The organism is Pseudomonas sp. TE3895 (assembly GCF_056278855.1).
In genome coordinates this window covers 1,003,530-1,030,000 of record NZ_JBWBQE010000001.1, presented here as the reverse complement: position 1 = coordinate 1,030,000, position 26,471 = coordinate 1,003,530, and the positions used below count along the sequence as shown (strand labels likewise).

Annotated in this window: 18 protein-coding genes and 4 rRNA genes (1 of these 22 only partly in view); 15 read left to right on the top strand and 7 right to left on the bottom strand. The window is 58.4% G+C overall.

What is annotated here, in order from left to right; all coding sequences use genetic code 11:
• The 6 genes from ACZ889_RS04625 to ACZ889_RS04600 form a co-directional block, all read right to left on the bottom strand.
• Positions 1 to 727 (bottom strand): 16S ribosomal RNA (locus ACZ889_RS04625) (it extends 810 nt beyond the left edge of the window).
• Between the two features lie 446 nt (positions 728 to 1,173).
• Positions 1,174 to 1,289 (bottom strand): 5S ribosomal RNA (gene rrf, locus ACZ889_RS04620).
• A gap of 131 nt (positions 1,290 to 1,420) precedes the next feature.
• Positions 1,421 to 4,313: ribosomal RNA gene (locus tag ACZ889_RS04615) — 23S ribosomal RNA — on the bottom strand.
• Between the two features lie 292 nt (positions 4,314 to 4,605).
• Positions 4,606 to 6,142 (bottom strand): 16S ribosomal RNA (locus tag ACZ889_RS04610).
• The 16S, 23S and 5S rRNA genes sit together here, the layout of an rRNA operon.
• Positions 6,143 to 6,695: 553 nt before the next feature.
• Positions 6,696 to 7,916, bottom strand: coding sequence for a CaiB/BaiF CoA transferase family protein (locus ACZ889_RS04605; protein ID WP_476257201.1), 1,221 nt, complete (start codon positions 7,914 to 7,916; stop codon positions 6,696 to 6,698).
• Between the two features lie 13 nt (positions 7,917 to 7,929).
• A complete protein-coding gene (locus ACZ889_RS04600) occupies positions 7,930 to 9,111 on the bottom strand; it encodes an acyl-CoA dehydrogenase (protein ID WP_003252907.1) in 1,182 nt (393 codons plus the stop codon).
• 160 nt (positions 9,112 to 9,271) lie between these two features.
• Here ACZ889_RS04600 and ACZ889_RS04595 point away from each other — a divergent pair, with 160 nt between their 5' ends.
• From ACZ889_RS04595 to ACZ889_RS04550, 10 genes are all read left to right on the top strand, one after another.
• A complete protein-coding gene (locus ACZ889_RS04595; RefSeq protein ID WP_004575245.1) occupies positions 9,272 to 10,189 on the top strand; it encodes a LysR family transcriptional regulator in 918 nt (305 codons plus the stop codon).
• Positions 10,190 to 10,608: 419 nt separating this feature from the next.
• Positions 10,609 to 11,730 (top strand): Re/Si-specific NAD(P)(+) transhydrogenase subunit alpha, encoded by a 1,122-nt coding sequence (locus tag ACZ889_RS04590; RefSeq protein WP_003252911.1) that lies wholly within the window; start codon positions 10,609 to 10,611, stop codon positions 11,728 to 11,730.
• 11 nt (positions 11,731 to 11,741) lie between these two features.
• Positions 11,742 to 12,056 carry an NAD(P) transhydrogenase subunit alpha part 2 gene (locus tag ACZ889_RS04585; protein WP_003252914.1) on the top strand — a complete coding sequence of 105 codons (315 nt, stop codon included), beginning with the start codon at positions 11,742 to 11,744 and terminating at the stop codon, positions 12,054 to 12,056.
• Between the two features lie 2 nt (positions 12,057 to 12,058).
• Positions 12,059 to 13,495 (top strand): NAD(P)(+) transhydrogenase (Re/Si-specific) subunit beta, encoded by a 1,437-nt coding sequence (locus ACZ889_RS04580; protein WP_003252919.1) that lies wholly within the window; start codon positions 12,059 to 12,061, stop codon positions 13,493 to 13,495.
• Between the two features lie 186 nt (positions 13,496 to 13,681).
• The gene (locus ACZ889_RS04575) at positions 13,682 to 15,175 is read left to right on the top strand and encodes an acetyl-CoA hydrolase/transferase family protein (RefSeq protein ID WP_003252922.1); all 1,494 of its coding nucleotides are present in this window, start codon (positions 13,682 to 13,684) and stop codon (positions 15,173 to 15,175) included.
• 372 nt (positions 15,176 to 15,547) lie between these two features.
• Positions 15,548 to 15,763 (top strand): DUF1127 domain-containing protein, encoded by a 216-nt coding sequence (locus ACZ889_RS04570; RefSeq protein ID WP_003252924.1) that lies wholly within the window; start codon positions 15,548 to 15,550, stop codon positions 15,761 to 15,763.
• A 310-nt stretch (positions 15,764 to 16,073) separates the two neighbouring features.
• A complete protein-coding gene (locus tag ACZ889_RS04565) occupies positions 16,074 to 16,391 on the top strand; it encodes a DUF2388 domain-containing protein (RefSeq protein ID WP_011953169.1) in 318 nt (105 codons plus the stop codon).
• Positions 16,392 to 16,480: 89 nt separating this feature from the next.
• Entirely contained in the window at positions 16,481 to 16,774 is a 294-nt protein-coding gene (locus tag ACZ889_RS04560) for a DUF2388 domain-containing protein (RefSeq protein WP_011953168.1), read from the top strand.
• Positions 16,775 to 16,810: 36 nt separating this feature from the next.
• Positions 16,811 to 17,131 carry a DUF2388 domain-containing protein gene (locus ACZ889_RS04555; protein ID WP_003252932.1) on the top strand — a complete coding sequence of 107 codons (321 nt, stop codon included), beginning with the start codon at positions 16,811 to 16,813 and terminating at the stop codon, positions 17,129 to 17,131.
• The gene (locus tag ACZ889_RS04550) at positions 17,128 to 19,083 is read left to right on the top strand and encodes a DUF7844 domain-containing protein (RefSeq protein ID WP_476257200.1); all 1,956 of its coding nucleotides are present in this window, start codon (positions 17,128 to 17,130) and stop codon (positions 19,081 to 19,083) included. The genes ACZ889_RS04555 and ACZ889_RS04550 overlap by 4 nt, the downstream gene beginning before the upstream one ends.
• A 38-nt stretch (positions 19,084 to 19,121) precedes the next feature.
• Here ACZ889_RS04550 and ACZ889_RS04545 read toward each other — a convergent pair whose 3' ends face one another.
• Positions 19,122 to 19,523 carry a GFA family protein gene (locus ACZ889_RS04545; RefSeq protein ID WP_180689027.1) on the bottom strand — a complete coding sequence of 134 codons (402 nt, stop codon included), beginning with the start codon at positions 19,521 to 19,523 and terminating at the stop codon, positions 19,122 to 19,124.
• A gap of 267 nt (positions 19,524 to 19,790) precedes the next feature.
• Here ACZ889_RS04545 and ACZ889_RS04540 point away from each other — a divergent pair, with 267 nt between their 5' ends.
• The 5 genes from ACZ889_RS04540 to ACZ889_RS04520 all read left to right on the top strand — a co-directional run bounded on the left by ACZ889_RS04540 (position 19,791) and on the right by ACZ889_RS04520 (position 26,435).
• Positions 19,791 to 21,098: a CitMHS family transporter gene (locus ACZ889_RS04540; RefSeq protein WP_476257199.1), complete on the top strand. Its 1,308-nt coding sequence runs from the start codon at positions 19,791 to 19,793 to the stop codon at positions 21,096 to 21,098.
• A gap of 69 nt (positions 21,099 to 21,167) precedes the next feature.
• On the top strand, positions 21,168 to 21,938 hold the full coding sequence (locus tag ACZ889_RS04535) for a TerC family protein (protein WP_003252940.1): 771 nt from the start codon (positions 21,168 to 21,170) through the stop codon (positions 21,936 to 21,938).
• 282 nt (positions 21,939 to 22,220) lie between these two features.
• Positions 22,221 to 23,879 carry a Na/Pi cotransporter family protein gene (locus tag ACZ889_RS04530; protein WP_392490503.1) on the top strand — a complete coding sequence of 553 codons (1,659 nt, stop codon included), beginning with the start codon at positions 22,221 to 22,223 and terminating at the stop codon, positions 23,877 to 23,879.
• A 30-nt stretch (positions 23,880 to 23,909) separates the two neighbouring features.
• The gene (locus tag ACZ889_RS04525; RefSeq protein ID WP_180689029.1) at positions 23,910 to 25,316 is read left to right on the top strand and encodes a M16 family metallopeptidase; all 1,407 of its coding nucleotides are present in this window, start codon (positions 23,910 to 23,912) and stop codon (positions 25,314 to 25,316) included.
• Positions 25,317 to 25,409: 93 nt separating this feature from the next.
• On the top strand, positions 25,410 to 26,435 hold the full coding sequence (locus ACZ889_RS04520; RefSeq protein ID WP_003252945.1) for a DUF5924 family protein: 1,026 nt from the start codon (positions 25,410 to 25,412) through the stop codon (positions 26,433 to 26,435).
• Positions 26,436 to 26,471: the final 36 nt, after the last annotated feature.

Below are 26,471 nucleotides of genomic sequence, written 5' to 3'. Positions count from 1 at the left end.
CGCCTTCGCCACTGGTGTTCCTTCCTATATCTACGCATTTCACCGCTACACAGGAAATTCCACCACCCTCTACCGTACTCTAGCTTGCCAGTTTTGGATGCAGTTCCCAGGTTGAGCCCGGGGCTTTCACATCCAACTTAACAAACCACCTACGCGCGCTTTACGCCCAGTAATTCCGATTAACGCTTGCACCCTCTGTATTACCGCGGCTGCTGGCACAGAGTTAGCCGGTGCTTATTCTGTCGGTAACGTCAAAACAGCAAGGTATTAGCTTACTGCCCTTCCTCCCAACTTAAAGTGCTTTACAATCCGAAGACCTTCTTCACACACGCGGCATGGCTGGATCAGGCTTTCGCCCATTGTCCAATATTCCCCACTGCTGCCTCCCGTAGGAGTCTGGACCGTGTCTCAGTTCCAGTGTGACTGATCATCCTCTCAGACCAGTTACGGATCGTCGCCTTGGTGAGCCATTACCCCACCAACTAGCTAATCCGACCTAGGCTCATCTGATAGCGCAAGGCCCGAAGGTCCCCTGCTTTCTCCCGTAGGACGTATGCGGTATTAGCGTTCCTTTCGAAACGTTGTCCCCCACTACCAGGCAGATTCCTAGGCATTACTCACCCGTCCGCCGCTGAATCAAGGAGCAAGCTCCCGTCATCCGCTCGACTTGCATGTGTTAGGCCTGCCGCCAGCGTTCAATCTGAGCCATGATCAAACTCTTCAGTTCAATACTGCTTGGGTTTTTAAGAAACCCTAAACTTGGCTCAGCAATCTCAAATGACTATGTGATTTCTCGCATGGTCACTTGTGATGCTGATAATCTTTTTGACTATCAGTCCATACTCACAAGCACCCACACGAATTGCTTGATTCAATTTGTTAAAGAGCGTTTGGTTAAGAGCTTTTCGTCTCAACCGAGGCGCGCATTCTACGCTTTCCTCAGAGTCTGTCAAGTGTTTATTTTGAAGTTTTTCGAGAAACTCGTTTAACTTCAGACACTTGGCTCGCTTCGATCTCTCGTCGCGGGAGGTGAATAATACAGCATCCAAAAACGCTGTCAACCACCTTTTTACCACCACCAGCTGGCTGTTCAGCCTACCAGGAGAAGCGATAGCTTCTACTTAAAGACAAAACCCCTACCTGCATGCGCAGATAGGGGTTTTGCGAAATGAATCTTGACGATGACCTACTCTCACATGGGGAAACCCCACACTACCATCGGCGATGCATCGTTTCACTACTGAGTTCGGGATGGGATCAGGTGGTTCCAATGCTCTATGGTCGTCAAGAAATTCTGTTGCCAGAATGTCCAGATGGACAGCCCAGCGAATCCGGATATGTGATGTTTGTGGTCTTACGAATTTTCGGGTCTTTCGTCTTCACCACCGCAATCTGCGTCAGCAAATTGCTTGGGTGTTATATGGTCAAGCCTCACGGGCAATTAGTATTGGTTAGCTCAACGCCTCACAGCGCTTACACACCCAACCTATCAACGTCGTAGTCTTCGACGGCCCTTTAGGGGATTCAAGATCCCAGTGAGATCTCATCTTGAGGCAAGTTTCCCGCTTAGATGCTTTCAGCGGTTATCTCTTCCGAACATAGCTACCCGGCAATGCCACTGGCGTGACAACCGGAACACCAGAGGTTCGTCCACTCCGGTCCTCTCGTACTAGGAGCAGCCCCTCTCAAATCTCAAACGTCCACGGCAGATAGGGACCGAACTGTCTCACGACGTTCTAAACCCAGCTCGCGTACCACTTTAAATGGCGAACAGCCATACCCTTGGGACCGGCTTCAGCCCCAGGATGTGATGAGCCGACATCGAGGTGCCAAACACCGCCGTCGATATGAACTCTTGGGCGGTATCAGCCTGTTATCCCCGGAGTACCTTTTATCCGTTGAGCGATGGCCCTTCCATACAGAACCACCGGATCACTAAGACCTACTTTCGTACCTGCTCGACGTGTTTGTCTCGCAGTCAAGCGCGCTTTTGCCTTTATACTCTACGACCGATTTCCGACCGGTCTGAGCGCACCTTCGTACTCCTCCGTTACTCTTTGGGAGGAGACCGCCCCAGTCAAACTACCCACCATACACTGTCCTCGATCCGGATAACGGACCTGAGTTAGAACCTCAAAGTTGCCAGGGTGGTATTTCAAGGATGGCTCCATGAGAACTGGCGTCCCCACTTCAAAGCCTCCCACCTATCCTACACAAGCAAATTCAAAGTCCAGTGCAAAGCTATAGTAAAGGTTCACGGGGTCTTTCCGTCTAGCCGCGGATACACTGCATCTTCACAGCGATTTCAATTTCACTGAGTCTCGGGTGGAGACAGCGCCGCCATCGTTACGCCATTCGTGCAGGTCGGAACTTACCCGACAAGGAATTTCGCTACCTTAGGACCGTTATAGTTACGGCCGCCGTTTACCGGGGCTTCGATCAAGAGCTTCGCTTGCGCTAACCCCATCAATTAACCTTCCGGCACCGGGCAGGCGTCACACCCTATACGTCCACTTTCGTGTTTGCAGAGTGCTGTGTTTTTAATAAACAGTCGCAGCGGCCTGGTATCTTCGACCGGCATGGGCTTACGGAGCAAGTCCTTCACCCTCGCCGGCGCACCTTCTCCCGAAGTTACGGTGCCATTTTGCCTAGTTCCTTCACCCGAGTTCTCTCAAGCGCCTTGGTATTCTCTACCTAACCACCTGTGTCGGTTTGGGGTACGGTTCCCAGTTATCTGAAGCTTAGGAGCTTTTCTTGGAAGCATGGTATCAACCACTTCGTCGCCTAAAGGCAACTCGTCATCAGCTCTCGGCCTTGAAATCCCGGATTTGCCTAAGATTTCAGCCTACCACCTTAAACCTGGACAACCAACGCCAGGCTGGCCTAACCTTCTCCGTCCCTCCATCGCAATAACTGGAAGTACAGGAATATTAACCTGTTTTCCATCGACTACGCTTTTCAGCCTCGCCTTAGGGACCGACTAACCCTGCGTCGATTAACGTTGCGCAGGAAACCTTGGTCTTTCGGCGTGCGAGTTTTTCACTCGCATTGTCGTTACTCATGTCAGCATTCGCACTTCTGATACCTCCAGCAAGCTTCTCAACTCACCTTCACAGGCTTACAGAACGCTCCTCTACCGCATCATCATACGATGATACCCGTAGCTTCGGTGCATGGTTTGAGCCCCGTTACATCTTCCGCGCAGGCCGACTCGACTAGTGAGCTATTACGCTTTCTTTAAAGGGTGGCTGCTTCTAAGCCAACCTCCTAGCTGTCTAAGCCTTCCCACATCGTTTCCCACTTAACCATGACTTTGGGACCTTAGCTGACGGTCTGGGTTGTTTCCCTTTTCACGACGGACGTTAGCACCCGCCGTGTGTCTCCCATGCTCGGCACTTGTAGGTATTCGGAGTTTGCATCGGTTTGGTAAGTCGGGATGACCCCCTAGCCGAAACAGTGCTCTACCCCCTACAGTGATACATGAGGCGCTACCTAAATAGCTTTCGAGGAGAACCAGCTATCTCCGAGCTTGATTAGCCTTTCACTCCGATCCACAGGTCATCCGCTAACTTTTCAACGGTAGTCGGTTCGGTCCTCCAGTCAGTGTTACCTAACCTTCAACCTGCCCATGGATAGATCGCCCGGTTTCGGGTCTATACCCAGCGACTAAACGCCCTATTAAGACTCGCTTTCGCTACGCCTCCCCTATTCGGTTAAGCTCGCCACTGAATATAAGTCGCTGACCCATTATACAAAAGGTACGCAGTCACCTAACAAAGTAGGCTCCCACTGCTTGTACGCATACGGTTTCAGGTTCTATTTCACTCCCCTCTCCGGGGTTCTTTTCGCCTTTCCCTCACGGTACTGGTTCACTATCGGTCAGTCAGTAGTATTTAGCCTTGGAGGATGGTCCCCCCATATTCAGACAAAGTTTCTCGTGCTCCGTCCTACTCGATTTCATTGATAAGAGATTTTCGTGTACGGGGCTATCACCCACTATGGCCGCACTTTCCAGAGCGTTCCACTAATCTCAAACCAACTTAAGGGCTGGTCCCCGTTCGCTCGCCACTACTAAGGGAATCTCGGTTGATTTCTTTTCCTCAGGGTACTTAGATGTTTCAGTTCCCCTGGTTCGCCTCTTGCACCTATGTATTCAGTACAAGATAACCAGCTTGTGCTGGCTGGGTTCCCCCATTCAGAGATCTCTGGATCACAGTCTGTTTGCCGACTCCCCAAAGCTTATCGCAGGCTACCACGTCTTTCATCGCCTCTGACTGCCAAGGCATCCACCGTATGCGCTTCTTCACTTGACCATATAACCCCAAGCAATCTGGTTATACTGTGAAGACGACATTCGCCGAAAATTCGTACGTTGCTCTTTCGAGCAGAACTCACAAATTTTACCTTAGCCTGATCCACCAGCAGTGAAACTGGTGTTCAGTCTATATCTATCACATATCCGAATTTTTAAAGAACGATCTGACAAAAGCCAGAAATCAACATTCGATGCGAATGCTCATTTCCAGGCTCTGACCAGGAAAAACGTCTTCGACAATGAATCAAGCAATTCGTGTGGGAGCTCATCAGCAGGCTGATGTCGTCGATTAAGGAGGTGATCCAGCCGCAGGTTCCCCTACGGCTACCTTGTTACGACTTCACCCCAGTCATGAATCACACCGTGGTAACCGTCCCCCCGAAGGTTAGACTAGCTACTTCTGGTGCAACCCACTCCCATGGTGTGACGGGCGGTGTGTACAAGGCCCGGGAACGTATTCACCGCGACATTCTGATTCGCGATTACTAGCGATTCCGACTTCACGCAGTCGAGTTGCAGACTGCGATCCGGACTACGATCGGTTTTGTGAGATTAGCTCCACCTCGCGGCTTGGCAACCCTCTGTACCGACCATTGTAGCACGTGTGTAGCCCAGGCCGTAAGGGCCATGATGACTTGACGTCATCCCCACCTTCCTCCGGTTTGTCACCGGCAGTCTCCTTAGAGTGCCCACCATAACGTGCTGGTAACTAAGGACAAGGGTTGCGCTCGTTACGGGACTTAACCCAACATCTCACGACACGAGCTGACGACAGCCATGCAGCACCTGTGTCAGAGTTCCCGAAGGCACCAATCCATCTCTGGAAAGTTCTCTGCATGTCAAGGCCTGGTAAGGTTCTTCGCGTTGCTTCGAATTAAACCACATGCTCCACCGCTTGTGCGGGCCCCCGTCAATTCATTTGAGTTTTAACCTTGCGGCCGTACTCCCCAGGCGGTCAACTTAATGCGTTAGCTGCGCCACTAAAATCTCAAGGATTCCAACGGCTAGTTGACATCGTTTACGGCGTGGACTACCAGGGTATCTAATCCTGTTTGCTCCCCACGCTTTCGCACCTCAGTGTCAGTATCAGTCCAGGTGGTCGCCTTCGCCACTGGTGTTCCTTCCTATATCTACGCATTTCACCGCTACACAGGAAATTCCACCACCCTCTACCGTACTCTAGCTTGCCAGTTTTGGATGCAGTTCCCAGGTTGAGCCCGGGGCTTTCACATCCAACTTAACAAACCACCTACGCGCGCTTTACGCCCAGTAATTCCGATTAACGCTTGCACCCTCTGTATTACCGCGGCTGCTGGCACAGAGTTAGCCGGTGCTTATTCTGTCGGTAACGTCAAAACAGCAAGGTATTAGCTTACTGCCCTTCCTCCCAACTTAAAGTGCTTTACAATCCGAAGACCTTCTTCACACACGCGGCATGGCTGGATCAGGCTTTCGCCCATTGTCCAATATTCCCCACTGCTGCCTCCCGTAGGAGTCTGGACCGTGTCTCAGTTCCAGTGTGACTGATCATCCTCTCAGACCAGTTACGGATCGTCGCCTTGGTGAGCCATTACCCCACCAACTAGCTAATCCGACCTAGGCTCATCTGATAGCGCAAGGCCCGAAGGTCCCCTGCTTTCTCCCGTAGGACGTATGCGGTATTAGCGTTCCTTTCGAAACGTTGTCCCCCACTACCAGGCAGATTCCTAGGCATTACTCACCCGTCCGCCGCTGAATCAAGGAGCAAGCTCCCGTCATCCGCTCGACTTGCATGTGTTAGGCCTGCCGCCAGCGTTCAATCTGAGCCATGATCAAACTCTTCAGTTCAATACTGCTTGGGTTTTTAAGAAACCCTAAACTTGGCTCAGCAATCTCAAATGACTATGTGATTTCTCGCATGGTCACTTGTGATGCTGATAATCTTTTTGACTATCAGTCCGCACTCACAAGCACCCACACGAATTGCTTGATTCGATTTGTTAAAGAGCGTTTGGTTAAGAGCTTTTCGTCTCAACCGAGGCGCGCATTCTACGCTTTCCTCAGAGCCTGTCAAGCGTTTATTTTGAAGTTTTTGCGAGAAACTCGTTTAGCTTCAAACACTTGGCTCGCTGCGATCTCTCGTAGCGGGAGGCGAATCATACAGCACTTGAAAGCGCTGTCAACCACCATTTCAACCGCTTTCGATCATTCGATCGTAGCCCTTCCAGCTTTCGTCTTAACTACTTAACTCTTTGAATCTCAAGGAGTTTTTCGTTCCGATGTCGCTGGAAGTGGGGCGCATTATAAGGGGATTCGAAAGCGCGTCAACCTTTAATTTCAATAATCTTTGATAGCGCAGAAAAACAAAGCGGGGAGGCCTGACGGCCTCCCCGCTTTTCATCTAGAGCACACCAGCACCACGCAGACGCTGTACCTCGCCGGCATCCAGCCCCAACACTTCCCCCAGCACCACTTCGGTATGCTCGCCCAGCAGTGGTGGCGCCCGGCGATACTCCACTGGCGTCTCCGACAACCGTATCGGGCTCGCAACTTGCGGCACACTACCCGCCAATGGATGCGGGATATTCAACGCCAACCCGCGCGCCAGCACCTGGGGGTCCTGGAACATCTGCGCCAGGTTATTGATAGGCCCACATGGCACTCCTGCAGCCTCCAACTGGGCCACCCACTCAGCTGTGGTCTTGAACACCGTAGCCTGGCGAATTAGTGGTATCAGCTCAGCCCGGTTGGCCACCCGCAGCTTATTGGTAACGAACCGAGGGTCCTCCGCCCATTGCGGGTGCCCGGCCACCTCAGCGAATTTACGGAACTGGCTGTCATTACCGACGGTAAGAATGAAATCGCCATCTGCCGTCGGAAAGTCCTGGTAAGGGACTATATTAGGATGCGCATTACCCAGCCGACGAGGAGGGGTGCCCGTGGTCAGGTAGTTCATTGCCTGGTTCGCTAGGCAGGCCACCTGCACATCGAGCAATGCCATGTCGACATGCTGACCGACCCCGGCCTGATCCCGGTGGGCGAGGGCAGCCAGCATGGCGACCGTGGAATACAACCCGGTCAGAATGTCGGTAAGCGCCACCCCCACCTTGACCGGCCCGGCGCCCTCTTCACCCTCCGGACGACCAGTCAGGCTCATCAGCCCACCCAACCCCTGGATCATGAAGTCATAGCCAGCGCGCTTGGCATAGGGCCCGGTCTGACCGAAGCCGGTAATGGAGCAATAGATGAGCTGCGGGTTTATCGCCTTCAGGCTCTGGTAGTCCAGGCCATAGGCAGCCAGCCCACCTACCTTGAAGTTCTCTATGACGATATCGCACTTCGCCGCCAGTTCACGCACCAGCCGCTGCCCCTCCGGCTGGGTAAAGTCGATGGTCACCGAGCGCTTGTTGCGGTTGGCCGACAGGTAATAGGCCGCCTCACTGGTGTCCTCACCTTCGACATCCTTGAGGAAAGGCGGCCCCCATGAGCGGGTATCGTCGCCACTGCCTGGGCGCTCGACCTTGATCACGTCGGCGCCAAGGTCAGCCAGAATCTGACCAGACCACGGGCCGGCCAACACGCGCGAAAGGTCTAGCACCCGCAGATGTGATAGCGCGCCCATGGCTTGCTCCTTATTAATAGAACGCCTGGATACCAGTCTGCGCACGCCCCAGGATAAGTGCATGCACGTCGTGGGTACCTTCATAGGTGTTGACCACCTCCAGGTTAACCAGGTGGCGGGCCACACCAAACTCGTCGGAGATGCCGTTGCCGCCCAGCATGTCACGCGCCATACGGGCGATATCCAGCGCCTTGCCGCAGGAATTGCGCTTCATGATGGAGGTGATTTCCACCGCAGCCGTCCCTTCATCCTTCATGCGACCCAGACGCAGGCAGCCCTGCAGCGCCAGGGTGATTTCTGTCTGCATGTCGGCAAGCTTCTTCTGTATCAACTGGTTGGCGGCCAGTGGACGACCAAACTGCTGACGATCCAGAGTGTATTGGCGGGCGGTGTGCCAGCAGGCTTCAGCGGCACCCAGCGCACCCCACGAAATACCATAGCGAGCCGAGTTCAGACAGGTGAACGGGCCCTTGAGGCCACGCACGTCCGGGAAGATGTTCTCTTCTGGCACGAACACATTGTCCATGACGATTTCACCAGTGATCGACGCGCGCAGGCCAACCTTGCCATGGATTGCCGGGGCACTGAGGCCTTGCCAGCCTTTTTCCAGTACGAAGCCACGAATATCGCCCGCATCATCCTTGGCCCACACCACGAACACATCGGCGATGGGACTGTTGGTGATCCACATTTTACTGCCGGTCAGCCGGTAGCCACCGTCGACCTTCCTCGCGCGCGTAATCATCGAACCAGGATCGGAGCCATGGTTAGGCTCGGTCAGACCGAAGCAACCGATCCACTCGCCACTGGCCAACTTGGGGAGGTACTTCTGCTTTTGAGCTTCGGTGCCAAATTCGTTGATCGGCACCATCACCAGCGACGACTGCACACTCATCATCGAGCGGTAACCTGAGTCGATACGTTCCACTTCGCGAGCAATAAGGCCATAGCACACATAATTCAGGCCACTGCCACCGTATTGCTCGGGAATGGTTGCACCCAACAGGCCTACTTCACCCATCTCGCGGAAGATCGCCGGATCGGTCTGCTCATGGCGGAAGGCCTCAAGCACACGCGGGGCCAGCTTGTCCTGGGCGAACTGATAAGCGCTGTCACGCACCATGCGCTCTTCTTCAGTGAGCTGCTGATCCAGCAGCAACGGGTCGATCCAGTTGAAGCTTGCTTTACCGGCCATGAGCGAATCCTCGAAATAGGGGTCAGTTTCTTGTGCCTTTGAGCCTAGGCCTGATCGGCCGCCGGGACAAACGAGGATTGCGCACCAATTAGTGATATTTTGTCACTCCGTAAATCGGCAAAACGCCTTATTGACAGCCTTACAAGTGAGGTTGACGTACATGCGCCGTAAGATCCCCAGTACCGCCGCCCTGATTTGCTTCGAGGCGGCAGCCCGTAACGAGAGCTTTACCAAGGCTGCCCAGGAACTCGCGCTGACCCAGGGTGCCGTCTGTCGGCAGATCGGTGGCCTGGAAGCCTTCCTTAATGTGGAACTGTTCCGTCGCTCGCGCCGCGGCGTAAGGCTGACCGAAGCCGGCCTGTCCTACAGTCGCCAGGTGGCGGCCCAACTGGACGCCGTGGAGCGCGATACCTTGTCGGTCATGCGCCAGCAAGGCGCCAATGTGATCGAGCTGGCGGTAGTGCCGACGTTTGGCACTCAATGGCTCCTGCCACGGCTCAAGGACTTCCAGCAGCGCCACCCGGAGGTCACAGTCAACCTCACCAACCGCACCCGGCCATTCCTGTTCGCCGACACTACCTTCGATGCCGCCATCTATTTTGGTGATGCGGACTGGTCAGGCACCCAGTCGCACCAACTGATGGGTGAAAACCCAGTACCCGTGTGCAGCCCGGCACTGCTGAACGGCCAGGGCATGCTCGAGGCACGCCACATCGCGCAGCTACCACTGCTGCAGCAGAGCACGCGCCCGTATGCCTGGCGGCAATGGTTCGGCAGTGTGGGCATGAATGTGGAGCGCGACATGACAGGCCCGCGCTATGAACTATTCTCGATGCTCGCCCAGGCGGCCATGCACGACATGGGCATTGCCCTGATACCACCGTTCCTGATCCAGCGGGAGTTGGAGGAGGGAAGGCTGGTGGTCGCTAACAGGCATGCCCTGAGTAGCGACAAGGCCTACTATCTGATGATTCCAGAGCGCAAGGTGGAGTCGGCGTCGCTACGCGCCTTTCGCGACTGGCTGGTAAGCCAGGCTCAGGCCTACCTGAATAGATCAGGGGCAAGCGCGACAAATTGACCCTGTAGTCAATTATTTTAAACACCTACAGATATATGTATATGTCGCATATTCGCAAACTGTAACGCAAGCATAAAAACACCCTTTAACCGTGCTCAGTACGCGGCTTTGCGGGTTATTTTGCGACATCCAACTAGTCGTAAGCGAATTGGCCGCTTTTTTTTTGATTTTTTCTCCTAATCTGCCAATGGCGCATGTTTGAGGGGCTGCAACCCTATTGCTGCGACAAGCGGTCACAGGGTGACTTGTAGTTTTGACTTCGTTTCGCTTCAGAACCGGTTGAAGGCCTTCGGGTTCGTCTGCAAAATGCTTCGCCCCGCCCGGGATCCGGCGGGTTGGCGCTCCACAGCCGCCCCAGCGCACCATCCGAAGTGTGCTGGCTTCTACAAAGACAAAAGGTCACCGCAGGAGAAATAGTCGTGCACATTGGTGTTCCTCTCGAGACGCAGACCGGTGAGACAAGGGTCGCTGCGACCCCCGAAACCATCAAGAAACTGATTGGCCAGGGCCATCAGGTCACCGTTCAACGGGGGGCAGGGCTCAACGCCGCCATTCCGGACAGTGCCTATGAAGCCGTGGGTGCTTCCCTTGGAAGCGCCGCCGATGCCTACGGCGCCCAATTGGTACTCAAAGTGGTCGCCCCCAACGACCAGGAACTGGCCCTGATCAACAGCGGCAGCCTTCTGGTGGGCATGCTCAACCCCTTCAACGGTGAACTGATCGGCAAGATGGCCGAACGCGGTATTACCGCCTTCGCCCTGGAAGCCGCGCCGCGAACCTCGCGGGCGCAGAGCCTGGACGTGCTGTCGTCGCAGGCCAACATCGCCGGCTACAAGGCCGTGTTGCTGGCAGCCCATCACTACCCACGCTTCATGCCAATGCTGATGACCGCTGCCGGTACCGTTAAGGCCGCACGCGTCTTGGTACTGGGCGCTGGCGTTGCCGGCTTGCAGGCTATCGCCACCGCCAAGCGCCTGGGTGCGGTGATCGAAGCATCCGACGTTCGCCCGGCGGTGAAAGAGCAGATCGAATCACTGGGTGCAAAATTCATCGACGTGCCCTACGAGACCGACGAGGAGCGAGAATGCGCCGAAGGTGTTGGCGGCTATGCCCGACCAATGCCGGCCAGTTGGATGCAGCGCCAGGCGCAGGCCGTGCACGAGCGCGCCAAGCAGGCCGATATCGTCATCACCACCGCGCTGATCCCCGGGCGCAAGGCGCCAACCCTGCTGAGCGCCGAAACCGTGGCGCAGATGAAGCCTGGCTCGGTGGTCATCGACCTGGCTGCAGCCCAAGGCGGCAACTGCCCACTGACCGTCGCAGACCAGGTGGTGCAGGAGAACGGCGTGACCATCGTCGGCCCGACCAACCTGCCGGCCCAGGTGAGTGCCGATGCCTCGGCACTGTATGCACGCAACCTGCTGGACTTCATGAAGCTGCTGTTCGACAAGGATGGCGCGCTGATCATCAACCTCGAAGACGACATCGTCGCGGCCTGCCTGATGTGCCGTGATGGTCAGATCGTCCGCAAGAACGGCTAAGGAGCACGACAATGGAAGACATGCTGATTTCCCACGGCATCTACAACCTGATCATTTTCGTGCTGGCCATCTATGTGGGCTACCACGTGGTGTGGAACGTCACCCCGGCGCTGCACACCCCACTGATGGCGGTCACCAATGCCATCTCGGCAATCGTCATCGTCGGCGCCATGCTGGCCGCGGCCCTGACCGTGACCCCGGCCGGCAAGCTGATGGGCACCCTGGCCGTGGCCCTTGCCGCAGTCAACGTGTTCGGTGGCTTCCTGGTCACCCGCCGCATGCTTGAAATGTTCAAGAAGAAAACCAAGAACGAGGCGAAGAAGTAAGCATGAGCATGAATCTGGTAACGCTCCTCTACCTCGTCGCCTCGGTGTGCTTCATCCAGGCGCTCAAGGGCCTGTCGCACCCGACTACCTCGCGGCGCGGCAATCTGTTCGGCATGATCGGCATGGGGCTCGCCATCCTCACGACGGTCGGCCTCATTTATAAGCTTGGGGCTGAACTTGCCACTGCCGGTATCGGCTATGTCATCGTCGGCCTGCTGGTCGGTGGCACCGCCGGTTCGATCATGGCCAAGCGCGTCGAAATGACCAAGATGCCCGAACTGGTCGCTTTCATGCACAGCATGATCGGCCTGGCCGCGGTGTTCATTGCCATCGCCGCCGTGCTGGAGCCACAGTCGATGGGCATTGTGGCTGCCATCAGCGATCCGATCCCCACCGGCAACCGCCTGGAGCTGTTCCTCGGTGCTGCCATCGGTGCCATTACCTTCTCCGGTTCGGTGATCGCCTTTGGCAAATTGTCGGGCAAGTACAAGTTCCGCCTCTTCCAAGGCGCACCGGTACAGTTCGCTGGCCAGCACAAACTGAACCTGATCCTTGGCCTGACCACCATCGCCCTTGGCCTGCTGTTCACTTTCACTGGCCACTACAGTGCCTTCACCCTGATGCTGGTCCTGGCCTTCATCATGGGTGTGCTGATCATTATTCCGATCGGCGGCGCCGACATGCCAGTGGTGGTGTCGATGCTCAACAGCTACTCGGGGTGGGCAGCGGCCGGCATCGGCTTCTCGCTGAACAACTCGATGCTGATCATCGCCGGTTCCCTGGTAGGTTCGTCCGGTGCCATCCTCTCGTACATCATGTGCAAGGCGATGAACCGCTCGTTCTTCAACGTCATCCTTGGCGGCTTCGGTGGCGATACCGACACTGGCGCGGCGCAAGGTTCGCAAGAACAGCGGCCGGTGAAGTCCGGTTCGGCTGACGATGCCACCTTCCTGCTCAGCAATGCCGACAGCGTGATCATCGTTCCGGGCTACGGCCTGGCGGTGGCCCGCGCACAACACGCACTGAAAGAGCTGACCGAGAAGCTGACCCACAACGGCGTGACCGTGAAGTATGCGATTCACCCGGTGGCGGGCCGCATGCCCGGGCACATGAACGTACTGCTGGCCGAGGCTGAAGTGCCGTACGATCAGGTATTCGAGATGGAAGACATCAACGCCGAGTTCGGCCAGGCCGACGTGGTGCTGGTGCTGGGCGCCAACGACGTGGTCAACCCGGCGGCGAAGAACGATCCCAAGTCGCCAATCGCCGGCATGCCGATCCTCGAGGCGTTCAAAGCCAAGACCATCATCGTCAACAAACGCTCGATGGCCAGCGGCTATGCCGGCCTGGACAACGAACTGTTCTATCTGGACAAGACCATGATGGTGTTCGGTGACGCCAAGAAGGTCATCGAGGACATGGTCAAGGCAGTGGAGTGACACCAGCCGCTGCAAACCAGCTGATATAAAGGAAGCCCCGGTCAGAATCTGCCGGGGCTTTTCTTTTATTGATCCGGATCAACGGCTCAAATACAAGGCTTCTCATACGACCATGGTCGTGGGACGGCAATGGGCGAAATCTCTAGACTGCGCTGCAGTAGTTTCAGTAGCCCGAGATAACAATCCATGTACCGTGATCGTATCCGCTTGTCCTCCCTGCACAGCAAGGTAATGAGTGCGGCTGATGCCGCTGGTCTGATCGAGGACGGCATGACTGTCGGCATGAGCGGCTTCACCCGCGCCGGCGAAGCCAAGGCCGTACCGCATGCACTGGCCGAACGTGCCAAGCAATCGCCACTGAAAATCAGCCTGATGACCGGCGCCAGCCTGGGCAATGACCTGGACAAACAACTGACCGAGGCCGGTGTGTTGGCCCGCCGCATGCCGTTCCAGGTCGACAGCACCCTGCGCAAAGCCATCAATGACGGCCAGGTGATGTTCATTGACCAGCACCTGTCGGAAACCGTCGAGCAACTGCGCAACCAGCAGCTGAAGCTGCCGGACATCGCGGTCATCGAAGCCGTGGCCATCACCGAGCAAGGCCACATCGTGCCAACCACGTCGGTGGGCAACTCGGCCAGCTTCGCGATCTTCGCCAAGCAGGTGATTGTAGAGATCAACCTCTCGCACAACACCAACCTCGAAGGCCTGCACGACATCTATATCCCAACCTACCGCCCGACTCGCACGCCAATCCCGCTGGTCAAGGTAGACGACCGTATCGGCAGCACCGCGATCCCGATCGACCCGGCCAAGATCGTCGGTATCGTCATCAGCGACCAGCCAGACTCGCCGTCCACTGTGCTGCCGCCAGATGATGAAACACAGGGCATCGCCGACCACCTGATCAACTTCCTCAAGAAGGAAGTGGATGCAGGCCGTATGACCAACAAGCTCGGCCCGCTGCAAGCCGGCATTGGCAGCATTGCCAACGCGGTGATGTGCGGCCTGATCGAGTCGCCGTTCGAAGACCTGACCATGTACTCCGAAGTGCTGCAGGACTCCACCTTCGACCTGATCGACGCCGGCAAGCTTAGCTTCGCATCGGGCAGCTCGATCACCCTGTCGACGCGCCGCAATGCCGATGTGTTCGGCAACCTGGAACGCTACAAGGACAAGCTGGTGCTACGCCCGCAGGAAATCTCCAACCACCCGGAAGTGGTACGTCGCCTGGGCATCATCGGTATCAACACCGCACTGGAGTTCGATATCTACGGCAACGTCAACTCCACCCACGTCTGTGGTACCAGGATGATGAACGGCATCGGTGGCTCCGGCGACTTCGCCCGTAACGCCCACCTGGCGGTGTTCGTCACCAAGTCGATTGCCAAAGGCGGGGCGATTTCCAGCGTGGTGCCAATGGTCAGCCATGTCGACCACACCGAGCACGACGTGGACATCCTGGTCACCGAGCAGGGCCTGGCGGACCTGCGTGGCCTGGCGCCGCGCGAACGGGCGCGAGCAATTATCGACAACTGTGTTCACCCAGACTACCGCGCTGCGCTGAACGACTACTTCGACCGCGCCTGCCAGCGTGGCGGCCATACCCCGCACATCCTGCGTGAAGCCCTGAGCTGGCACGAAAACCTGGAAGAAACCGGGCGCATGCTGGCTAGCTAATCCCGATGTGGTACGGAACGGCGGCCCTGCCTCCGCTGTTCCGGCCTGTTCGCGGGCTTGCCCGCGAATGGGCATAACAGTCAAACCCTTCTATCACTACGCCACCCCTCTACTAGCAGCATAATCTGTACTACTGTACTGGTTATTTCAGACCTTCCTGACTGACAAATCCCCTTCTTCGAATCAAAACGCACTAAATAAGTGCGGACCAGTACAGTTGCGCCTATTTCGAGTGCAACAGTAGGGTTACACAGTTAACTGAGCCATCGTCTTTCAACTGAACTGTATCTACTGTTATGGACGACAGAGGAGGATCATTGGCATCAGTTAAATCACTACCTAATGCCGCCATAAGCGGAAGGATGAAGCATCATGGAACGTACCCTCAGTTCCGGTCTGGTTTTTGAAAGCAACGCCCAGCAATCCAACACCTCGCTGCCACTGCGCGCATTGTCGACCCTGCTGCTGTGGCAGCGCCGTATGACCAGCCGTCGTCAACTGGCTCGCCTGGACTCCCGCCTGCTGGCAGACGCCGGTATCAGCGAGTCGCAGCGTTACGAAGAGCTGAGCAAGCCTTTCTGGCGCTAAGCTCCCGGCTTGCCGGCTTCGGCCGGCACCGTGAATTCCCCAAACCCGTTGCAGGTAACTGCAGCGGGTTTTTTATTGCCCGAGAGATGCGCTGTAGAGCACTTGAGATCACGACCAGTACAGTTTTACAGATACAAAAAAACACCTTAACAGTTGCCTGGCGTAGCACTCGTTATCATCCCTACGCAGCACTGCGTGATACGCTTGGCATAACCGTCTGCTGGAACCCGTTGTTGAAACGTACCGTGACGATCCTGCAAACGTCCGATAAAGCAGAACCAACCTGACCCTACCCCAGGAGTCCACGATCATGTCCCGTAAACACCTGCTTGGCGCCGCCCTGCTGCTTGGCCTGGCTGGCACTGCCAATGCCACCAGTTTCGTTGTCACCACCGACGCGGTAGTGGGCGCCGTTGCTGCCTCCACCGACGCCACATCCGACGTGAGTTCTTCGTTCCGTGACGACAAGATCGTCCAGGCAGCCCGCGATGACGCAGCCAGCTTCGTCGGCACCCAGGGCGCTATCCGCGGCGCCCGACTGGAAAGCGCCTTTGTACACATCCGTTCGAACATGCCGGCCCTGCAAGCCAGCGATGCACAGCTGGCCCAGGCCATCCTGGCACTCTGATACGCGCCATGCACAACAGGTGCGTTGGCTTCGGCCCTCGCACCTGAGGTAGGCTTCGCCGTTCATTTTTCCAGCCTTCAAGAAAGCTCATGCGTTATCTGTTGCCGTTGCTGTTCGCCGCCGCAGGCATGGCCAGCGCCCATGCCATGGACACGACCACACAAAGCCTGGTCATCACCGGCTATGTCACCAGCCAGGTCACAGCCGCACCCTTCGACCGCAAACTGGTCAGACAGGCCCGCGACGATGCCGCCGCATTCGTTGCCAGCGACGGCCTGATCCGTGGTGCACGCCTGGAAGCCGCCCTTGAATCATTACGCCACAATTGCGCACGGCACGCCGTCGGCGATCTGGAACTGGCGCAGGCAATTCTCGTCCAATAACTACATCTGACTCCCTGTATTTTTCGGAGATGCTCCATGCGTAAACCGCTGATTGCCGCTTCCCTCGGCATGCTGCTGCTGGCCGACCTGGCCCAGGCACAGACCCTGGTGGCCACCAGCAACATCATCGTGCGTGCCTTTGGCCGTTCGATCGACTTCACCTCAGACACCACCACATCGATCCGCGACTCCAAAGTGGTGCGCGAAGCCCACGACGACGCTGCAAGCTTTGTCGCCAGCAACGGTGACATCCGCGGCGTCCAACTTGAGGCAGCCTTCAATACCCTGCGCGAGCGCGTACCGGAAGCGCGAGGCGCCAGCGACCAGGTATTGGCTGAAGCCATACTCGCACTGTGAAGCGCGTGCGTGCCTGGCTGCTCGGCTGCGCCCTGACGCTGCTCGGCACGCCCGCCTTGGCCGACCTGCAGCTTGAGCTGCAGGCGTCCGGCCTCGACCCACAACAAACACAAGCCTCCCAAGCCCTGCTCGACGAGGCCATGGGCAAGCTGCCACCGCGCTTCAAGCAACAGCTGGACCGTCGAGTGCGGGTCAGCTGGAGCGACAACATGCCTGCCGACGCCTATGGGCAGGCATCACTGATATCCACCCTCGAGCTCAACCGCCGCTTGCTGCCCAGCCTCACCGATGGCAGCGCCGCCAATGAGCGCACCGACCGCCCACATGGCACGGTGCGTGAAGAGCTGCTGGCCACCGTGCTGCACGAGCTCACCCATCTCTACGACCGTGCCCGCTTGTGGCCCAGCGTCGAGAATTCGCTGATTGCACGCTGCAAGCGCCAGCAAGGCACGCTGGGCAAGGTCGGCCTGCCGGAAGAATGCCGCGGCCAGGCCGAGCGCCGCTTCACCCTGAGCGACGACCCACGCCTGCTCGACCTGGCCGGGTGGCAGCAGTACGTGGGCCGACGAGGCGAGCGCGAACAGCAAAATGGCCAATTCGTGCGCAGCCCCGACAGCTATGAGTTGAGCAGCCCCAAGGAATACATCGCGGTCAACATGGAGTATTTCCTCCTCGACCCAAGCTACAGCTGCCGTCGCCCGGCGCTGTATCAGTACCTTCGCGAACACTTCGGCTGGGCACCCCAACAGGACACCTGTGCCAAGGGCCTGCCATTCATCAATGCCGGCAGCGACTTCGCCCGCCAGCCGCTAGGTGAAATCGACCCAGAGCGGGTCTACGAAGTGGACTATCTGCTGGCTGAAGCCAATCAGAACCTGGTCAGCCGCTGGGGGCACAGCATGCTGCGCCTGGTGATCTGCAAGCCGGGCCGCCCACGCGGGCCAGACTGCCGCCTGGACCTCGATCAAAGCCTGGTGCTGTCGTACCGCGCCTTCGTCAACGACGTGCAACTGTCCAGCTGGGACGGCCTGGTCGGCAACTACCCGTCGCGGCTATTCGTGCTTCCGCTGGGCCAGGTGATCGACGAATACACCAAGACCGAGCTGCGCAGCCTGGCCTCGGTGCCCTTGAAGCTCAACCGCGACGAAATCGAGAACCTGGTGCGCCAGGCCGCCGAGATGCACTGGAGTTATGACGGCAACTACTGGTTCCTGTCCAACAACTGTGCAGTGGAGTCGTTGAAGCTGCTGCGCAGCGGCACCGCCAATCCACGCCTCAACGACCTGGACAGCATCATGCCCAACGGTTTGCTGGCCGTGCTCAAGGGCAGGGGGCTGGCAGATACCAGCGTGCTTGATAACCCGCGCGAAGCGTTACGCCTGGGCTACCGCTTCGATTCTTACCGCGACCGGTACCAGGCCATGTTCGAAGTGCTGAGAAAACAGTTGCCAATCAAGCAAGCTCTGGTTGAAGACTGGCTGGCCCTCAATGCCGAGCAGCGCCGTAGCTGGTTCACCAAGGCTGACCTGCGCACCAGCGCGGCGCTGCTTCTGCTTGAGCAGGCCAGCCTGCGCCGGCAGCTTCTGCTGGCCCAGGACGAGGTCAAGCAGCGTTACCTGAATGCCGCAGCCTTGAAGGATGGCAGCATCAACAAAGCCGATGCCACGCTCAAGCAAATGCTTGCCAACAGCGGCTTTCTCAGCCGCCCGGCAGAGTTGCTCGATTCCAAAGGCTACGGGCTGCCGCAGCCAGAAGAGCGCAAGCACCTGGAGCAGGTGAGCAGAGAGCGGCAGGCACAGCTGTTGCGCTTGAGCACCAGCCTGGACAAAGAGGTGAGGGCGCTGCTGGAACCGTCGCGAGCCAAGGAAATTGCAGCGGTCGAGGCCAACGTGAAGCAGATCGGCGAGCACTTGCGGGCGTTGCACAAGGCTGCTGGTGGCCTGCAGTTGTGATGGATGACGGGCTGGCCCTTTCGCGGGCAAGCCCGCGCCTACAGGCGCTCCTCATCTTCCGAGGGCAAATCCTCATCCAGATGCAACCAGGGCAACCGGCTGCCCACCCAGATATGCCGGTTGGCTCGTACCCGCTCAGGGTGATCCAGCGTCGCCACCGTCACATCAATCGTCTGCGGGCTATGCGTGGTCACCAGCGCCACATGCGCCCCACACTGCCCACAGAAGTAACGGCTGCAACTGGCAGGCGCCACATAGCAGTTCGGCTCGCCCGTTAACCACTGGAACCCAGAACGGGGCAGGGTAAGCCAGGTGACCACCAGTCCACCGCTGACCCGCCTGCAGATCGAACAATGACAGTGGGCAATGTCCGTCAGGTTGCCCTCCAGCCGATAACGCAGGGCACCACAATGGCAGCCACCTTCGGTTACATCCGGCATCACCTACCTCTCGTCACCTTTGCTTCAGCGAAAGCTGGCTGAAAGCTTGCCCTTTTAGGATAGCGCCCACTACCGGCACAAGACCGGTCAGCCAGGGCACCCGGTCAATACCGCGCCCGGCCCAATCAACAACAACAATGGTGATTCTGATGTATTCCTGTGCCCGCCTTTTCGTAGTCCCCCTCCGCATGCTCCCCGCACAGCGCCCTACGCGCTGATACGCCCGAATCGACTGTCCTTTCGCCGCGCCACGCCTGGAGTATTGCCATGCTGACCTTCCTCGGCTTTGCCATGGTCATCACGTTCATGTACCTGATCATGACCAAGCGCCTTTCGGCCTTGATCGCGCTGATTCTGGTACCGATCCTGTTCGCCCTGTTCGGTGGTTTTTCCGCCAAGATCGGCCCCATGATGCTAGAGGGCATCAGCAAGCTCGCACCTACCGGCGTGATGCTGATGTTCGCCATCCTCTATTTCGCCCTGATGATCGATTCCGGCCTGTTCGACCCGGCCGTTCGCAAGATCCTCAAACTGGTCAAGGGCGATCCGCTGAAAGTCTCGGTCGGCACCGCTGCACTGGCCCTGGTGGTCTCGCTCGACGGTGACGGTGCCACCACCTACATGATCTGCTGCGCCGCCATGCTGCCGATGTACAGCCGCCTGGGCATGAGCCCGCGGATCATGGCCGGCCTGATCATCCTCGCCGGCGGCGTAATGAACATGACCCCATGGGGTGGGCCGACCGCGCGTGCTGCCAGCGCCCTGCACGTAGACCCGTCAGACATTTTTGTGCCGATGATCCCGGCCATGCTGTTCGGTGTGCTGGCGATCCTGGCCATTGCCTACATGTATGGCAAGCGTGAACGTGCCCGCCTGGGCGAACTGCATCTGCCTACCGACGACATCGACCACAGCGAAATCACCGTCTCGCAGTACCCGGACGCACGCCGGCCCAAGCTGCTGTACTTCAACGGTGCCCTGACCGCCGCCCTGATGGTCGCGTTGATCGCCGGCGTGCTGCCGCTGCCAGTGCTGTTCATGATTGCCTTCAGTATCGCCATGATCGTCAACTACCCGTGCCTGCAACAGCAGAAGGACCGCATCGCCGCCCACGCCGGCAGCGTGCTGGCCGTAACCGGGCTGATCTTCGCCGCCGGCATCTTCACCGGCATCCTGTCCGGCACCGGCATGGTCGACGCCATGTCCAAGAGCCTGCTGGCGGTCATCCCCGAGGCGCTGGGCCCATACTTGGCCGTAATCACCGCGATCGTGAGCATGCCGTTCACCTTCTTCATGTCCAACGACGCGTTCTACTACGGCGTGCTGCCGGTGCTGGCCGAGGCCGCTAGCCACTATGGCATCACCCCGGTGGAAATGGCCCGTGCGTCGATCGTCGGGCAGCCGGTACACCTGCTCAGCCCGCTGGTACCCTCCACCTACCTGCTGGTGGCCCTGGCCGGTATCGAGTTCGGCGATCATCAGCGTTTCACACTCAAGTGGGCAGTGCTGGTATGCCTGTGCATAATGCTCGGCGCACTGCTGATGGGGATTTTCCCGCTGTTCAGTAGTCTTTAATACATCCGTATCACGTACGCGACGCGCCCTGACCGGGGCGCGTTGCCATTACCGCTCGAAGGAAAATACATGGAATGGCTGACCAGCCCGGAAATCTGGGTTGCCTTTTTCACCCTTACCGCGCTTGAGATCGTCCTCGGTATCGACAACATCATCATGATCTCGATTCTGGTCAGCCGCATGCCCAAGCACATGCAGCCACGCACCCGGATCTTCGGCCTGGCCCTGGCCATGGTCACCCGTATCATGCTGCTACTGTCGATTACCTGGGTCATGCGCCTCACCGCCGACCTGTTCGTGGTCTTTGGCCAAGGCATCTCCGGGCGTGACCTGATCCTGTTCTTCGGTGGCCTGTTCCTGCTGTGGAAGAGCTCGCAAGAGATCTACCACGGCCTGGAAGGCGAGGACGAGAACGCAGAGGAGCCCAAAGGCGCAGGTGGCAAGTTCTTCTACACCATCATCCAGATCGCCATCATCGACATCGTGTTCTCGCTGGACTCGGTGATCACCGCTGTGGGCATGGTTTCCCACGTACCGGTGATGATCGCCGCCATCGTCGTGGCCGTGCTGGTGATGATGCTGTGCGCCGGCGCCATCAGCAATTTCATCGACAAGCACCCGTCGCTGAAGATGCTCGCGCTGTCGTTCCTGATCGTGGTCGGTACTGTACTGATCGCTGAAGCGTTCGATGTGCATGTGCCGAAGGGCTATGTCTACTTCGCCATGGCCTTCTCGCTGGGGGTGGAAGCCATCAACATACGCATGCGCACCGCCATGGCCCGCAAGGAAGGCAAAGATCATGAACCGGTGAAACTGCGCAAGGACATTCCGGGTCAATAAGGCCAAGGAAGTGCTACACAACAAGGGCCCTTCGCAGGGCCCTTTTTCATGCCTTTTTTCTGTGCGTTTTTTCCTGCGCGTTGTCACTGTGGAGGCTTGCCCGCGAAGCAGCCCCGACAGGCCGTCATTCGTTTCAAGATCTGTTTCAAATAAATGACTGCCATGCGAAGCTGGCGACAGCTTGGCAAAACAGCTAAAGCTTTGAGTGAGCACCGAAAATTCTTCAAACGCTCACGTTTCTTTTCTTGGCCCGATGGGCCTATGCAACAGGGGGCCTTCGCCATGCTGACCCTGCTCAACCTGCTCTCGGCCGTGACGCTTCTGGTCTGGGGTACCCACATTGTGCGTACCGGCATCCTTCGGGTATTCGGCTCGAACCTGCGACGCATCATCAGCCAGAACATGGACAAGCGCCCGCTGGCATTCATCGCCGGTATTCTGGTCACGGCCATGGTTCAAAGCAGTAACGCCACGGCCATGCTGGTCACCTCTTTCGTCGGCCAAGGCCTGATGGCCATGACCCCGGCCTTGGCGATCATGCTGGGTGCCGACGTGGGCACCGCACTGATGGCCCGGGTACTGACCTTCGACCTGTCCTGGCTGTCGCCGCTGCTGATCTTCCTTGGCGTGATCTTCTTTCTTTCGCGCAAGCAGACACGGGCCGGCCAACTGGGCCGAGTAGGCATCGGGCTTGGCCTGATCATCCTGGCACTTGAGCTTATCGTGCAGGCAGCTGCGCCGATCACCCATGCCCAGGGCGTGAAAGTGCTGTTTGCCTCACTGACCGGCGACATCATGCTCGACGCTCTGGTCGGGGCAATGTTCGCCATGATTTCCTATTCCAGCCTGGCCGCCGTTCTGCTCACAGCGACACTGGCCGGCGCCGAACTGATCAGCTTGCCGGTAGCCATCGGGCTGGTGGTCGGCGCCAACATCGGCAGCGGGCTGCTGGCCTTCATCAGTACCAGCATGCAGAACGCCGCCGGGCGTCGGGTGGCCTTGGGCAGCCTGCTGTACAAGCTGATCGGCCTGGTGCTGATCATCCCTGTGCTGCACCCGCTGGTGGCATGGATGGACTCGCTGAGTTTCAGCCCTCAGGAGCTGGTCATCGGCTTTCACCTGCTCTACAACACGCTGCGCTGTCTGATCATGCTGCCCACGGTCAAACCGATGGGTCGGCTGTGCAACGTCCTGCTGCCTGAACGGGAAACCGGCAATGGTCAGGTCCGCCCCCGTCACCTTGATGCCTCGGCCCTGGAAACGCCCAGCCTGGCGCTGGCCAACGCCGCCCGCGAAACGCTGCGCCTGGGGGATATCGTCGACAGCCTGCTCGAAGCGATGCTTGGAGCCCTGCGTGGCACCCAGACCGCGTTGCCACAGCAAGTTCGCGCCTTGGGCGAAGACGCCGAAGCCCTGTACAGCGCAATCAAGCTGTACCTGGCGCAGATGTCACGGGAAGACCTCAGCGAACAGGACAACCGCCGTTGGGCCGAAATCATCGAGCTGGCAATTAACCTCAAACTCGCCTGTGACCTGATCGAACGCATGCTGCGCAAGGTTCAGCAGCAGAAAACCAGCCAGCGTCGGGAATTTTCCCAGGTAGGCCTGGAAGAGCTGACCGGCCTGCAGGAGCAATTGCTGGCCAACCTGCGCCTGGGCCTCTCGGTGTTCCTCAGTGCCGACCCGGAAAGCGCCCGCTTGCTGCTGCGGGAAAAACGCCGGTTCCGTGCCCAGGAACGGCGCCTCGCACACGCCCATGTCAGCCGCCTGCAGCGCAAGGTCGTGCAAAGTATCGAGACCAGTTCGCTACACTTGGAGCTGATCGCCGACATGAAGCGGTTGAACTCTTTGTTCTGTAGCAGTGCCTATGTGGTACTGGGCGGCTCGGACACCGGAGGGCTGATGCTCGACAGTGTGCCCGATGAAGCCCGCCAGCCGTGATTTCTCCTAGCTGAGGACCCTCGCTCGCCCATGCGTTGCCTGATGTTCGTTTGCCTGCTGATCTGCAGCCTGCCCTCGTTCGCCCTCGACCGCTCGCGGGTTGAAGGCTACCTGTTGCCTAATGGTCTGCAGGTCATCCTGAAAAACGGCTACGAACGTGACCATGTGGCGATTCGTCTAGTGGTCGGCGTGGGCCTGGATGATTTCGACTGCGAGCAGAAAGAGCTGCCACACCTGCTTGAGCACCTGTTGTTCAGTGGCATCGACGAAACAGGCGAAGGCGGGCTGGAAGAGCGCCTGCAAGCGCTCGGCGGCGAGTGGAACGCCTATACCAGCAGTGCCGACACCACCTTTGTCATCGAGGCCCCGGCGCGCAACCAGCGCAAGGTCCTCGACCTGCTGTTGGCAGTCATCCGCGATACCACCATCGACGCCAAGGCCTTGGCCACCGCCAAGCGCATCATAGAGCGCGAGGATGGCGGCCACTATGGCCACCTGCAGCGCTGGCTCGACCGCCAGGATATCGGCCACCCCGCCAACGACCAGCTGGCCACCGAGCTGGGTCTGAAATGCCCGGAGCGCTCCAACCTCGACGACATGACCTTGGAGCAAGTTCAGGCGTTGCGTGACCGCTGGTACGCGGCCAACAACATGACCCTGATCATGGTCGGAGGCCTCGATCGCCTGCTTCCGGCTTATCTGGAGCGGTCGTTCGGCGAACTGCCCGCCACTGAACCCGAAGAGCGCCGCAACCTTGAAAGCATCAGCCAACAGGCCGAACAGCGTCGCAACCTGACCCGCGGCTGGCTGGGTGATAGCGTCAAATTGCACTGGCTGTTCATCGAGCCGGTGCTGGACAACGACCATCAAGCCACCCTCGACCTGCTTTCGCGCTACCTGGACTGGGCGCTGTACGACCAGCTACGTCTGCGCAACGGGCTGTCCTACGGCCCCTCCGTGCAACGTGAAAGCTTTGGCGACACCGGCCTGCTCAGCCTCAATGCGGACCTTGAGCGCGATGACATCGACAAGGCTGTCAAGGTGATGCAGGCCCTGTTCGACCACCTGCGCAAGGAAGGCCTGGACCCGGACACCTTCGCCCGCATCAAGGAAGCCAGCATCGCCAAGGAAAGCTGGAGTACCCAAGGCAACAGCGCCTTGGCCGACTACTACTGGGGGGCGCTGAACGACTATACCGACGGGCGCTTTGCCAGCCCGGTGCGCAAGCTGCGCCAGGTCAGCCTGGAACAGGCCAACGAGGCACTGAAGGATCTGCTCAAGGAAGATGGCTATGTGCGCATCGAAAAGCCGTTGCTTGGCTATGACGAGCTTTACGGGCTGATGGCCTTGCTTGTGGGGCTGTGCCTGGCGGCGGGGCTGTTGCGCTGGCGGCGGCATGGGCCTGAACGGCCCAGTGGTGCTACACGGCAGCGGTAAATCGGCGGTATCCTTTTGCCAGTACCGACCCTTTCGCAGGCTTGCCCGCGAAGAGGCTGGCACAGCCACCTCACTTTTCCGTTGTAGCCCCCAATGCCCCAAATCCCCCATATCGTCCAGCGCGTCATCGAACTCCTCAAGCGCTACCCCGGCATCATTGCGCTCGGCGGTTTCCTCTCCGGTATCGGCAGCTTCATCCTGGTCGACCGCCAGGCTGGCCTGGCCAGCTGGGTCGCCGTGCTCATGCTGGTCAGCTGGGTCTGGCTGATGCTGGAGAACACCCTCACCGGGCTGTTCGCGCGCACGTTCAACCGCGAGATCCCTCAGCCGCTGCTGCGCTATGCAACGCAGATGATCCACCAGGAAACGCTGTTCTTCGTGCTGCCGTTCTTTTTCATCACCACCACCTGGAACAGCGGTCAGCTGGTCTTCACCGGCTTGCTCGGCGCCGCCGGCCTGGTTTCGATCACCGACCCGCTGTACTACAAGTGGCTGGCACCACGGCGCTGGCTGTTCCTGGCGCTGCATACCCTGACGTTGTTTGCCGCTCTGCTGACCGCGCTACCGATCATCCTGCACCTGACCACCGCACAAAGCTTCAAGCTGGCCCTGATCGCGGCCATGGCCCTGTCATTCCCCAGCCTGGCCAGCAGCTTCCCGATCAACAACTGGCGCCGCGCCGTGGCACTGGTGCTGGTTACCCTGTCGGTCGGTGCCGGTGGCTGGCTGCTGCGCTCCTGGGTACCGCCGGCAACCCTATGGATGACCGAGGTGGCGGTGAGTACCGAAGTAATGAACCGCCAACCGGGCGACTCGCTGGACGAAATTGCCGCCAGCCGCATACGCAGCAGTGGCCTGTATGCCTACACCGCCATCAACGCGCCACGCGGCCTGAACGAGCGGATCTACCACGTGTGGCAAAAGGACGGCCAAGAGGTCGACCGCATTGCCCTGGACATCCACGGCGGGCGCAAGGAAGGCTATCGGGCCTGGACCCACAAGCAGAACTTCCCACCCAACCCGGTAGGCAAGTGGCAGGTGAGGGTGCTGACCGAGGATGGGCAAGTGATTGGCGTGCTGCGCTTCAAGGTGGTCAATGATGCACCCGCGGGTAGTTGACCCCCTGCCTTGCGCATGAGCAGCCTTGTGCTGCGA